At 44.4% G+C, this 13,380-nt stretch carries 13 protein-coding genes; all 13 read left to right on the top strand.

Features of this window, described 5'->3' with window-relative positions:
- Positions 1–264 precede the first annotated feature (264 nt).
- The 13 genes from IGJ05_RS06345 (at position 265) to IGJ05_RS06285 (ending at position 13,292) form a co-directional block, all read left to right on the top strand.
- A complete protein-coding gene (locus tag IGJ05_RS06345; RefSeq protein WP_262119090.1) occupies positions 265–3,246 on the top strand; it encodes a WxL domain-containing protein in 2,982 nt (993 codons plus the stop codon).
- Between the two features lie 168 nt (positions 3,247–3,414).
- The gene (locus IGJ05_RS06340; protein WP_226818222.1) at positions 3,415–3,765 is read left to right on the top strand and encodes a hypothetical protein; all 351 of its coding nucleotides are present in this window, start codon (positions 3,415–3,417) and stop codon (positions 3,763–3,765) included.
- A gap of 93 nt (positions 3,766–3,858) precedes the next feature.
- Positions 3,859–6,408, top strand: a complete 2,550-nt coding sequence (locus IGJ05_RS06335) for a WxL domain-containing protein (protein ID WP_438725101.1) — start codon at positions 3,859–3,861, stop codon at positions 6,406–6,408.
- Between the two features lie 9 nt (positions 6,409–6,417).
- A complete protein-coding gene (locus IGJ05_RS06330; protein WP_017144328.1) occupies positions 6,418–6,570 on the top strand; it encodes a hypothetical protein in 153 nt (50 codons plus the stop codon).
- A gap of 304 nt (positions 6,571–6,874) precedes the next feature.
- A complete protein-coding gene (locus tag IGJ05_RS06325) occupies positions 6,875–7,282 on the top strand; it encodes a helix-turn-helix domain-containing protein (protein ID WP_015509256.1) in 408 nt (135 codons plus the stop codon).
- Between the two features lie 322 nt (positions 7,283–7,604).
- On the top strand, positions 7,605–8,183 hold the full coding sequence (locus IGJ05_RS06320; RefSeq protein ID WP_262119093.1) for an LOG family protein: 579 nt from the start codon (positions 7,605–7,607) through the stop codon (positions 8,181–8,183).
- Positions 8,180–8,374 (top strand): hypothetical protein, encoded by a 195-nt coding sequence (locus IGJ05_RS06315; RefSeq protein ID WP_262119094.1) that lies wholly within the window; start codon positions 8,180–8,182, stop codon positions 8,372–8,374. Before IGJ05_RS06320 ends, IGJ05_RS06315 begins: the two co-directional genes overlap by 4 nt.
- Complete coding sequence (locus tag IGJ05_RS06310) at positions 8,362–8,619, top strand: nucleoside 2-deoxyribosyltransferase (protein WP_262119095.1); 258 nt, start codon at positions 8,362–8,364, stop codon at positions 8,617–8,619. Before IGJ05_RS06315 ends, IGJ05_RS06310 begins: the two co-directional genes overlap by 13 nt.
- 15 nt (positions 8,620–8,634) lie before the next feature.
- The gene (locus IGJ05_RS06305) at positions 8,635–9,357 is read left to right on the top strand and encodes a deoxynucleoside kinase (protein ID WP_194185445.1); all 723 of its coding nucleotides are present in this window, start codon (positions 8,635–8,637) and stop codon (positions 9,355–9,357) included.
- A gap of 66 nt (positions 9,358–9,423) precedes the next feature.
- Positions 9,424–10,275 carry a helix-turn-helix domain-containing protein gene (locus tag IGJ05_RS06300; RefSeq protein ID WP_262119097.1) on the top strand — a complete coding sequence of 284 codons (852 nt, stop codon included), beginning with the start codon at positions 9,424–9,426 and terminating at the stop codon, positions 10,273–10,275.
- A 201-nt stretch (positions 10,276–10,476) separates the two neighbouring features.
- A complete protein-coding gene (locus IGJ05_RS06295; RefSeq protein ID WP_262119098.1) occupies positions 10,477–11,415 on the top strand; it encodes an FAD:protein FMN transferase in 939 nt (312 codons plus the stop codon).
- Positions 11,416–11,439: 24 nt separating this feature from the next.
- Positions 11,440–12,045 (top strand): NADPH-dependent FMN reductase, encoded by a 606-nt coding sequence (locus tag IGJ05_RS06290; RefSeq protein WP_142962484.1) that lies wholly within the window; start codon positions 11,440–11,442, stop codon positions 12,043–12,045.
- Between the two features lie 26 nt (positions 12,046–12,071).
- Complete coding sequence (locus tag IGJ05_RS06285; RefSeq protein WP_042890446.1) at positions 12,072–13,292, top strand: NAD(P)H-dependent oxidoreductase; 1,221 nt, start codon at positions 12,072–12,074, stop codon at positions 13,290–13,292.
- Positions 13,293–13,380: the final 88 nt, after the last annotated feature.

Here is a 13,380-nt window from a genome sequence, read left to right as displayed (position 1 = left end):
TGGATTATGACTTATTTTCAGCAATTATAAATAAGGAAGCGCTGGTTTTTTCTTTTAAAACCAAATGTTCGAAGCGACGCCAATGCGTAGTTTCTTTGACGCTTTACCTAAGAAACACACTGTTTTGCTGCTTTATGCGCTTCGTTGGTGTGTTGTCTTGTTAGTTTGAACGAATCTCTGACGCACCAGCTAAACACAACAAACAGAATCAAAGGCGTAAGCCATTAAACCATAGAAAATGAAAGAAAGGAGGGGAGCAGCGTAATGAAAAAGAAGCCGCTAAAATTGCTGCTCCTGGTGATCGGGCTAGTGAGTATTCCGTTGCGTTTTCCCTTCTTGCGAGATGCTTTTATTGCGCCCTTGTATGCGCTGCAAGCAGAAGACGAGCACTCATTAACGGAAGAAATGGCTGATTTGAAAGACGCTGATTTTCAATTTTTAACAAGCGGTAAGCAAGGCTATTTAGGGGAGGAAATCCCTATCGAAATCGTGGCGCAGCAGCCAGTAACTGAAGCGGCTGTGGTTTTGCCCCCAGAAGCAGCGATCGAGCCCTCCTTGTTTCCCGAAGGAAGGACGGTTGAACAGGTGGAAGCTGACCAGTGGCGTCTGCTTAGCGAACCCCCTCAAAGCAATTGGCTCTTGCCGTTAACTTTTGCAGAAGGAAGCCACGAAGTCATGGTAGGAGAAGAACGGCTGGCACTAGAGAGCCAAGGTTCACCAGAGGAAAGTGGGGAAGAAACCGAAGAAAGCAAGGGAGAGGGAGTAGAACGCGAGAATGAAGAGCAAAAAGGAAACGCGCATCAAACAGAGCCAGGAGGAGCATTTCCCTATGATGCCGATGATCCAGGCAATCTCTACCTGTTAGAAGTCACGGAGGAGTCAAGCCGAGAGGTCACTAATTGGCAAGAGCTTCTCTTAGCTATCCAAACCCGAACGGTTAATTATATCGCTTTGACCGAGAGCTTTGACTCTCCTGATCGCCCTGCAGAAGGATTGAGTAACGTTGAAATGATTGATTGGTTTGGGGATCAAAACCCCAATGGAGAAGCTTCTTACCTTTATCTCAATTCAGCCGAGATTTCGCGCCCTTTAATTATCGACGGACGAGGACATACAATCGATTTTCGGTCAGTATCGGTTGGTTTTAATGACATGACAGTCAATCCAGATACCCCTTGGGACATTACCCTCCAGAATATTGAGCTGTATAGTGGAAATGACTTTGGACCTATACAATATAACGACTTAGAAACGGACAATCAGGCGGCGGCAACGATACGGTACCATAATGTCAATCATGTCGGCAATCAATTGTTTCATGGGTTTCAATCGACAGCTATTTTATCAGGAAGTGTTTCTTCTATTCAAAAGGATTCTTATGATGCAGCTCTTGGGCGTGGTGAATGGCTCATTAATGCTACCGATCAAGCGAATTTTGAAGTCGGTTATTTGGACGTTCTTGAGGGGGCTAAAGTTCACCTTTCAACAATCGATTCAGGAAATATTTGGTTTCCTCATAGTTCAAATCCAACATTTACGATTGGAGACGATGCGGAGGTTACGATCATTGCAAATGGTACAGGACAAGGTGAAGCGTGGGGAGCAAATATATTCTTTAGATATAGTCCTATCTTAACCGTAGGTAAAGGTGCGGCCCTTGATTTGGCACCTAAAAGCAATTCTCCTGCTATTTCAACTAGTGGTTTGCTGCCAGCTCAGACTACTCAGATCAATCTATTGGAGGAAAGCACATTAAAAATCTTCAATTCTGGACGTATTAGTAATAGTAACAATGATTGGACCAATATTATTTCTATGCCACCTGGTCCTGGCAGTAGTATTCATCTCAGAAAAGGGAGTACGCTTGCTATCGAAGCAGTCAATCAACTTCATTCTGCTAGCCATATTATTTATTTTCCTGTATCTGGACATATTACTATTGATGAAGATGCTACCTTTGATATTCGTTCCGATAGCAGGACACTGGCGCATAGTTTGATCTCATTCGGGCACTTTAATTCAACTATCACTATTAATGATGCTGCAAGAGTGAATTTAGAGAAAATTGGTCCTGATACAGGGAATTCTTCCTTGATCCGTAATGCAGCAATAACTGTAAATAATCAGTCGATTAAGCGGTGGAATCTTAGAACCCGAATAGAAGAACCTGATTTTGAATGGGATAATATTGTGCCGTTGTTTGCTCGTGTTAATGAAGCAGGAGTACCGAATAGAGGCGATATCTCGGTTAGCGTATTAGATCCCACTATAGAAGCAGAGGCCTTAGATAGATTTTCGGCAAGAGTGCAACGGCTCTTATTAGAAAAGATTTCTCCTATCGAAGTAACGCTGGATCCTCTATCTAATAATCGCTCTCAACGAAATTCCTATACGATCACAGGAGAAACTGATCCTGGTGCTTACGTACGTTTTAGCAGAGACTTCAGCATGCCAGAACCAGTGATCGGCCCCATTGAAACGGGAGGCGGCGATACAGAATGGTTCCATGTCAATGCCAGAGTAGATGGCACGTTTGAATTTGATCTCTCCCAATTTGACGACTTTGACTATTTCCGTGGGCAAGAAGTTGTAACGGCAAAGGTATTTTTAAATGGACGACGCGATGAGACCTCCATTATCGTTGAAGGCATCAATCCTCGAGACCCTCTGAATCCTGATGTAGATGTTGATCCAGAAAATCGCCCGACGCTTCCTGAAAACCAAGGGTTGATCGGTATCGACTTTATCTCGCAATTTGATTTCGGGCACGTGCCGATTCGTTCGAGTCAAGCCTATTATCCAGCACTGCCGCAAAAACTGCGGAATGCAGAGGATGATTTGGCTGGTGGAGAACGCCCAAATTACGTTCAAATCTCGGATCGGCGTGAGGAGCCCACCGGCTGGACACTGAGCGCGCGGATGGATGAAGCGGGGTTTGTCAGTGAGGAAGGCCATCAGCTGCGGGGAGTCCAGCTCCTACTCAATAATATTCGTATGGCAACGACAGGTTCGAATACCTCCCGTGCGCCCACCTACTGGGAAAGCCGTGAATTAAATACGGGCAGACAAATCTTGGCAAAAGCAGATGAGGGACAAGGCAGCGGAACATGGGTCCAACGCTTTGGGGATCGAGAAACAATGGATCAAAGCGTGATGCTGGAAGTTCCTGTCAACGCTGCGCCGCAAGCAACAAGCTATACGGGCATCATTCATTGGGAATTAAGCTTTGTCCCAGAGCTGGACTGAGTATTCTAAATAAGGAAACCTTATATTGACTTCAAGTATTGAGCAGGCTGTGCGTTCTAGTTGCTTTGCAGGCATACTTGATTGCTGTACAAGCCAAACGCAATTAATAGAATCAAAGGCATAAGCCATGAATCCATAGAAAATGGAAGAAAGGAGGAGATCAACAAAATGAAAAAGAAGCCGCTAAAATTGCTGCTCCTAGTGATTGGGCTAGTGAGTATTCCGTTGAGTTTTCCCTTCTTACGAGATACTTTTATTGCGCCATTGTATGCGCTGCAGGAGCAAGAACGAGAAGAGGATGAGCTTTCTTCATCGGAAGAAATGGCTGATTTAAAAAATGTTGATTTTCAATTTTTAACAAGCAACAAGCAAGGCTATTTAGGGGAGGAAATCCCCATCGAAATCGTGGCACATCAGCCAGTAACCGAAGTGGCGGTGGTTCTGCCGCCAGAGGCAGTGATCGAGCCCTCCTTGTTTCCCGAAGGAATGACGATTGAACAGATGGAAGCCGACCAGTGACAGCTGCTTAGCGAAACACCTCAGAGCAATTGGCTTTTGCCGATAATCTTTGAAGAAGAAGGAACTTACGAAGTACTGGTAGGAGAAGAACGGTTGGCAGTAGAAATCCAAGGTTCACCAGCAGAAGGTGAGGAAAGTCAGGAAGAAGCGCAAGAAAGCGATCGAGAGGAAGCAGAACCCGAGAACGAAGAGCAGAAAGATACAACCGATCCTGACCAAACAGAGCCAAAAGAGGGAGCACTTCCCAATGATGACGATGATTCGGAGAATCCTAAGCGATATGTCGCTAATTGGCAAGAGTTTATCTTAGCAATCCAAACCCGAACGGTTAAGTATATAACTTTGACCGAGAACTTTGACTCTCCTGATCGCCCTGCAGAAGGATTGAGTAACGTTACAATGACTGACTGGTTTGGAAATCAAAATCCCTCTGGAATAGCTACCTACCTCTATCTCAATTCACCAAGGATTTCTCGAACATTAATCATCGAAGGACAAGGACACACAATCGATTTTCGGTCAGTGTCGGTTTGTTTTAATAATATTACAGCACATCCAGAGACGCCTTGGGACATTACCCTCCAGAATATTGAGATGTATAGTGGAAATTACTATGGACCTATACAATATAACGACTTACAAGCTGATAATCAAAGAGCAGCGACGATACGGTACCATAATGTCAATCATGTCGGCAATCAAGTATTCCATGGGTATCAATCGACAGCTGTTTTATCGGGGAATGTTTCTTCTGTACAAAGGAATCCTTATGATGCAGGATTAGGACGTGGTAATTGGAATATTAATGCGACCAACCAAGCGAATTTTGAAGTCGGTTATTTGGAAGTTTTAGAGGGGGCTAAAGTTCACCTTTCGACAATCAATGCAGGAAATGTTTGGTTTCGCTATAGTCCCAATCCAACGTTTACGATTGGAGACGATGCGGAGGTTACAATCATTGCAAATGGTACAGGACAAGGTGAAGCATGGGGGGCAAATATATTCTTTAGATATAGTCCTGTCTTAACCGTAGGTAAAGGTGCGACCCTTGATTTGACGCCTAAAAGCAATTTTCCTGCTATTTCAACTAATGGTTGGGTTCCGGCTCAGACTACTCATATCAATCTACTAGAGGAAAGCACATTAAAAATTTCCAATTCTGGACGTAATACTGCTGCTAACAATGATACGACCAATATCATTTCTATGCCACCTGGTCATGGTAGTAGTATTAATCTCAGAAAAGGGAGTACGCTTGATATCGAAGCAGTCAACCAAAATAATTCTGCTAGCCATGCTATTTTTTTTCACGCATCTGGACAAATTAATATTGATGAAGATGCTGCCCTAGATATTAAGTCAGACAGTCTCTCAGCAAGTCAAAGCTTAATTATGTTTTCGACCAATAATAATACGAATAACTCAACGATCAATATAGATGATGCTGCAAGGGTAAATTTACAAAAGACTAGATCAATCACCTCAAGTACGGCACACGTGATTCGAAATGCAATACTAAATGTAAGTAATCAGTCGATTAAGCAATGGATCCCTGGAAATACAAACGAGAATCCTAATTTTGATTGGGAGAATATCTTGAGGTTGAACGCGAATATTAACGGAGCAGGAATACCGGCTAATACGGTTAGCGCATTAGATCCCAATATAGCAGAACATGCTAGAGCGAACTTTACGCCAAGAGCGCAACGTCTCTTGTTTGAGAATATTCCTCCTGTCGAGATCGTGCTTGATCCTCTGACCAATGATCGCTCTCAACGCAATTCCTATACGATCACGGGAGAAACCAGTCCCGGCGCTTACGTTCGTTTCAGTAGGGATCTGAGTTTACCAGAACCAACCTTAGATACTGTTGTAAATGCTGAGGGCGAAACGGAATGGTTCCATGTCATTGCCGAAGAAGATGGCTCCTTTGAATTTGATCTCTCCCAATTTGATGACTTTGATTATTTCCGCGGGCAAGAAGTTGTAACGGCAACGGCATTTTTAAATGGACGACGCGATGAGACCTCCGTCATCGTAGACGGTGTCGATCCTCGAGATCCTCTGAATCCTGATGTAGATGTTGATCCAGATAATCGTCCGACGCTTCCTGAAAACCAAGGGTTGATCAGTATCGACTTTATCTCGCAATTTGATTTCGGACACGTGCCGATTCGTTCGAGTCAAGCCTATTATCCAGCACTGCCACAAAAACTGCGGAATGCAGAGGATGATCCTGCTGGTGGAGAACGTCCAAATTATGTTCAAATCTCGGATCGGCGTGAGGAGTCCACCGGCTGGACACTGAGCGCACGGCTAGATGAAGCAGGGTTTGTCAGTGAGGAAGGCCATCAGCTGCGGGGAGTACAACTCTTACTCAACAACATCCGCATGGCAACGACAAGTTCGAATACATCCAGCACCCCAACCTACTGGGAAAGCCGTGAATTAAATACAGGCAGACAAATCTTGGCAAAAGCAGAAGAGGGACAAGGCAGCGGGACATGGATCCAACGCTTTGGTGATGGAGAAACAATGGATCAAAGTGTGATGCTGGAAGTTCCTGTCAACGCTACGCCGCAAGCAACAAGCTATACGGGCATTATCCACTGGGAATTAAGCTTTGTCCCAGAGATGGACTGAGCCGCCCCAATGTTTCTCAGTAATCGGAAAAAGGAAGAAAATAGAGACAGCAGCTGCAGAGAAAATCTGCAGCTGTTTTTTTATCTGCAAGCAGCCATCGACGATGAAGCGACCGATAGCGCCCTTTGTGCTTTGGCGGATCTTCTTTGCTTAGAGAAATGAGGGGATCATTCATTTCGTATACTAGAGCAGATGCTGCTTTTTATTCCTTCACGTTGAAGGGCAAGAAGTAGTTTGGAAACATTCTGTCACAAAAGACGTAGTCGTTCGCCAAATGTTTCCTTAAAAATGAGAAGATCATTTTCTAGTCATTTGTTCTTTTTTCATCTATGATAGAAAGAAAACCGCTATCACGGAGAGTTTGTTTAAGAAAATCCTGTCAAAACTGTTTGACAATGCTTTAATATCAATGGATTTGAGCAGAAATCACAGCAGGTCTGCGTTAAGGTAGGAGAAGGAGGCCAAGATGACGATTGGGGAAGCACTAAAGAACCATCGAGTCACACAGCAAATGAGCCAAGAAGAAGTAGCAACAAAAATTTTAGTGACCCGCACATCGATCTCAAATTGGGAAACCGGCAAGACGGTCCCAGACAGTTTGAATTTATTAAAACTGAGTACCCTTTATGGGTGCAGTGTCGATGAGCTATTAAAAAAGGAGCGAGCAGGAATGAAAAAGAACTTTCGTACGATGACCTATGGTGCTGGATTGAAAGATGGAACGATGCGTTTGAAAATCGAGACCGATGCCAGCAAGTTTTTCCCAAAAGGGGTTGAAGTCAAAGCATCCGTCGATTTAGAAACAGGAGAAGTGACCTTTTTTGTCGAGCAAGAGGAGTTGAAAAAACTGAAAGCAGCCACTGACGAAAAATAAATTTTTTATGCAGTATTTTGCTGAATTTTGCTTGAACAAGAGAAAAAAAGTGATGGATAAAAAAACACGAGCCTAGCTGCGTCGTGTTTTTTTATGTGGGATGAAAGAGGGCTGAGACAATCGATGAAAGCTGATTCTACTTTTTCTTTTCTGCTATTTTCAAGGTTTGTAACGTTTGAGGAAAAGCGAAAAGACGCTAACGACTATATACAATATATAGTGAATATAACGGTTTTTGTCTAAATGAAGCACAATATATAGTATTTACTTTTTTGAGAGATTGTGTAAAATAGCAGGTGTAGTGAAGAAGGAGCTGTTGTTTTTGAGAGTAACTGTATGTTGCGGCACCCGTTTAGAAAATGAGAAAAAGTTGGCAAAGACCGCTCGTGCCATCGGCAATGCCTTGGCAAAAAATCACATCGAGTTGGTTTATTGCGGCCCTTTAGCTGGCTTGATGAGGGAGATCGTGAAAGGGGTCTTTGAGAAAGAAGGCGCAGTGACAGGGATCTATCCATCAGGTTCCTTTGCAGAAGATTTGCCGCCAATCGTCACTGGATCAAGCACCTATACTGAGTTCTATACGGATACGAGGGAGGAACAAACGCAACAATTGCTGGAAATGAGCGATGCCTACCTTGTATTACCTGGTGGATTTGGTACACTAGAGGAGTTGTCATCAGTATGCTCTTTTACGACTCTTGGGCCATTGTCAGGCAAGCCGATCGGTGTGTTGATGACCGAAAGCTTAACTGATGGACTAAAGCCGCTGCTAAAAATGGTTGAAGCTTCCAGCTTTGCTTGGGCTGAACTGTCTGAAACGCTCTTTTTCCTATCTGACGTTGAGTCGTTGATCCAACGATTGGCTGCGAAGGGGTCAGGAAAGGAGTGCTTGGCAGGATGAAGCATGTCTATTTAGCGGGACCGTTTTTTTCAAACGAACAAGTCGCCCGACTCAAACAGGTAGAACGCAGTTTAGCTGAAAACCCGCAGCCCTTGGCGGTCTATTCGCTGCGCTTGTACCAAGAAGGTTCATCTGAACCCAATACACCAGAACGGGCAAGAGAAATTTTCGAAAAGACATGCTGGAATTGACACGAGCCGATGTCGTCGTTGCCGTTTTGGATGACCATGAAGGGATCACCGATCCGGGAACAGCCTTTGAAATCGGCGCAGCAAACCTACGAAATAAACCAGTGATCACTTTTCAGGAAAAAGCCGCGGCGGTCAATCTGATGTTGACGGAGTCGGTGCAAGCGTATTTGACTGATCTGGCGGCACGAACAGCGTATGATTTTGAAGAGATGGCGCACCGAGCATTTGTCGGTGACTATATTTAATAAAGGATGATGAATGTGTTATTAATCGCAGGAACGATCGGGGCAGGAAAAAGCAGTTTGACTGATTTTTTATCGAAGGAAATGGCGTCGAAGCCTTTCTATGAAAACGTGGAGGACAACGATGTTCTGCCATTGTTTTATTCCAATCCAGAGCGATACGCCTTTTTATTGCAGATTTTTTTCTTAAACAAAAGCTTTTTAGGGATGCGGGAAGCTTTGTCCAATGATGACAATGTCATTGACCGCTCCATCTATGAGGATAGTTTGATGTTTCATCTAAATGCGGATCTAGGTCGAATCGCACCGATGGAAGTCGAACAATACGATAACCTGTTGAACACGATGTTGCGGGAATTGGAAGAATCAGCGCCGTTGAAGCACCCAGATCTAATGGTTCATATCAAGGTTTCCTTGGATACAATGATTGAACGGATCAACAAACGTGGTCGTTCCTATGAACAAATTACCAACGATCCGACATTGTACGACTATTACAAAGAGTTGAATCAGCGGTACGATGAATGGTATGAAAACTTTGACGTTTGTCCGAAAATGCAAATTGATGGGGATCAATTGGACTTTGTTGCCAATGAAGACAACCTCATGGTGATCCTCGAGATGATCCAAGAAAAATTGGCGGAAGTCCGTGAGACCCATGGCAAAGGACACTATTGTACGGACAAAGCCATCGCAAAAGGTGACTTTTCCAAGAAAAACGCAGCATCTGTGACAAGCTGACCCAGCAGTTGAGGACAGCTTACGAAAAAAACAAGTGTCTTATCGACAATGGGAGGGAGCAAGGCGATGAATGTTGAACGATTTATTGAGGCGAGGAAACAGGCGGGCTTCTCGCAGCAAGAACTTTCGGAAGGAATCTGTACGCAAGCCACTTTGAGTAAATTTGAAAACAACGGGCAGGCACCGTCCCTCAAAATTTTGATCAAATTGTGTAATCGGATCGGCTTGCCATTGGTCGACTTGTTTTCTTCCATGAATGTCGCAACGACCAAAATCAAGGAAGAATTGGCAAAAGCCGAATTCTACTTGATCACGAGCGAGTATGAACAGTTGGCTGCATTGCTAAGTCAAATCGAAGTGAAGCTGATCGATGAACCAGCATTAAAAGCGCAATATGATTATTTAAAAGGCTTTGAAATGATTTTTAATGAAGCGGCGATTACCGATGTCTTGTTTCAATTCGATCAGTTATTGATGAATGAAACGGCGGAGGAATTGTTTGATCTCTTAGCGTATACTGGGATCGGTTTGGTGTATGCCAGAGAAGAGGAATGGGCAAAGGCCGAGTTTTATGTGACGAAGGTCTTTGAGAAAATTTATACCTATCCGATCAAAACGATCGAAGACACGTGGCGGGTGTTGAACATCGTCTTTCATTGCGGCGTCTTTTATGCGAAAGTCGATGATTTGGAAACTAGTGATACCTTGTTGAATTATGTGTTGGCGATTTGTTCCGACAATCATTTGACCTACTACTTGGCTCGCGCGGCAGCCCAACTGACCGAAAATGCCATTCGTGAACAACAGCCGAAAGAAACGATTTTGGAAATGTTACACGATGCACGAGCGTATGCCAAAATCAATAAAAATGTAAAATTACTGGCGCATTTAAAAGCGGTCGATGAAACGATCGAATAAAAATATATTTTCGACAAAAAAGATTTGTTGCGCAAATGCTTGATAACTAGCAGTCCTTTTGACGAAGGGACTGCTTTTTTTGATTTTCTTTATATAAAAAAATATATAATCGTGTTGACAAAAAAATATATCGGGAGTATTCTTTAATTGTGAAAAAACTAACATAATTTGAGATACATCGTTTTGAGGAGAAGGGATTTTATGAAGGCAGCAGTGAGAGAAGCCGCTCGCACGATTCAGCGGATGGGCACGTCCATTGAGTTAAAAGTCGCTCATACAAAACCAGAAAGTGTACTGGACGAGCTGGAGAACCAGCTGAAAGGATACGACCATCGCTTTAGTGCCAATGATCCGCGATCGGAATTGAATCAGCTGAATCAGTTGGCAGGACAAAAGTGGCTTGTGCTTGATCCAGAATTGTACCAGCTGATCGAAATCGGCAAACATCATAGCTGCGCTCCCCACAGTCAGCTGAATATTGCCATCGGTCCACTGGTCCAAGCATGGCGCATCGGGTTTGAAGATGCCCGCATCGTATCAAAGACGCAGGTCAAAGAATTGCTTGCGCTAACAGACCCGCAACAGATCCAATTGGCAGCAGGCAAGGTTTTTTTGAAAAAAGCTGGAATGAGGATCGACCTCGGAGCATTAGCAAAAGGCTACATCGCTGATAAGTTACGCACCCATTGCCAAGCCCGTGGAGCAGCGTATGGATTGATCAACTTAGGCGGAAATATTGTCTGTTTCGGCGCTGCACCAAATCATTCGGACGGGCATTGGCGGATCGGGATCCGAGATCCCAAAGGCGGTCGGGCAGACACCTTGGGCATTTTGCCAATTAAGGACCAAACCGTCGTCACTTCGGGGATCTATGAGCGGGTCTTGACCACCGCTGAAGGAACGTATCATCATTTGATTGATCCTCAGAGTGGCTTTCCCATCGAATGTGGGTATTTGAGCATCACGATCGTTGCAGCGACATCGTTACTGGGGGAAATCTGGACTTCGCGCTTGTTTGGCAAGCCCATTCCAGTTGTTTTACAAGAGATTCAGCAGCAGCCAGAAATCGAAGGAATCATCGTAACCAAAGAAAATGAAGTCATTGCCTCTAAAGGCATTCAGGCAAGACTTTTAAGATAGCCCAACCAGAAAGGAAGAGACAGGATGAAATTTATCGGATTCGTGGGAACCAATGCCACTCGTTCCACCAATCGCACGTTGTTGCAGTTTATGAAAAAAATGTTTGCCAATGAGGCAGAGATCGAACTAGTCGAGATCAAAGATCTTCCAATGTTCAACAAACCAAAATCAAAAGAGTTGCCCGTACAAGTAACCCAGCTTGCCGAAAAAATCGCGGCAGCAGACGGTGTGATCATCAGCACACCAGAATACGATCATGCCGTACCCGCAGCGTTGATCAATGCTCTGAACTGGTTGTCCTATGGAATTTTCCCGTTTGTTGACAAGCCAGTGATGATCACTGGTGCTTCTTATGGGACGTTAGGTTCTTCTCGTGCGCAAGCCCATCTAAGACAGATTTTGGATTCTCCAGAGTTAAAAGCACGGATCATGCCTAGCTCTGAATTTCTATTAGGTCATTCGCTGCAAGCGTTTGACGAGCAAGGCAACTTGATCGATGAAGAGCAGACCCAAAAACTGCAAGGACTGTTCAACGATTTTCTTTTATTTGTAAAAATTACCAGCCAGTTGCAGCACGCCCATGCCGCCAATCAAAAAGAAGCTGCTGAATTTTCATGGGAAACCATCTAACCGCAAAAGATAGGAGCGTAAAGACAATGAAATTGATCGGAATCGTCGGATCAGCCGCTGAAGTCTCCACCAATCGTCAGCTGCTGAACTTTATCAAAAAGCAATACAAAAAGGAATTCACGTTAGAACTTGTAGAGATCAAAGACTTTCCTCTCTTTAATCAAGAGGAAGATCAAACCCAAAGCCCAGCCATCCAGCGTTTGAATCGGCAATTATTGATGGCAGACGGTGTGATCATTGCTACACCTGAGCACAACCATACCGTGACGGCAGGACTGAAAAGCTTGCTAGAATGGCTTTCATTCAAGATCCATCCTCTGGAAAACAAACCAGTGATGATCGTGGGTGCCTCATACTATGATCAAGGAACTTCAAGGGCCCAGCTGCATCTGCGCCAGATTTTGGACGCACCGGGAGTCAATGCTTTAGTGATGCCAGGAAATGAGTTTTTGTTGGGCAAAGCCAAAGAAGCTTTCGATGAAGCCGGTGATTTGATCGATGCCCGAACGGTTGCTTTTTTAGATGCGACGATCAACAGCTTCTTGCAATTTATCAAAGTCGTTTCTGCTTTAGCGGGTCCCAAACAATTGCCGCCCGAAGACCTCTACGCCACAGGGAAAATCGCAACCACCGTGGAAGGAGTGGATATGTATGATGATCAATGGCTGGAAAAAGCCGCTGAAGCAGTCGGTGCCGTTTCTGGCAATACCTACGTCAAACTAAATCGCGGCTTGCTGACAGTCGATCAGATCAATTACTTCTTAGATTCGATGCCGATGGAATTGACATTTGCCGATAGCAACAACCAATTCTTGTATTACAATCTGCGGGAAGAAGCCCAAAATATGCTGGCAGCACGTGTGCCAGGACAAGTCGGTAATCCATTAGCAAAATGCCATCCTGAAAAATCCTTCAAAAATGTTGAGTGGGTGATCCAACAGCTGCGCAGTGGGGCGACCGACGCGGTTCGGGTCCATGTGCCGAAACAGGTGCCAGAAAAATACATCGTCCACAATTATCAAGCGATGCACGATGAAAACGGTGAATATGCGGGGATCAACGAATACATCCTTGATTTCAAGCCAATCATCGAATGGTATTTGCAACAAACCGGTCAAAAACTTGTCGGCAATGAAGACGCCATTTCCAGTGCTTCTGTGCACCAAGAACCGACCGATGCGGTCACTAGTGCCAGTACTCATGACGCACCTGCAGCAGATGCGGTCACCAGCGCTTCAGTGAAATAAGGGTTGTCTAAAGGGAGAGAAGGAATCGCTAGAAGCATTCGCTTGCAATCAGTTGCCAAGCGAATGCTTCTCTTTTTGCTGCTTTTTT

The sequence above is a fragment of the Enterococcus sp. AZ167 genome (assembly GCF_051714025.1).
Classification (GTDB): Bacteria; Bacillota; Bacilli; order Lactobacillales; family Enterococcaceae; genus Enterococcus_D; species Enterococcus_D casseliflavus.
This window is presented reverse-complemented; position numbering and strand designations above follow the sequence as displayed.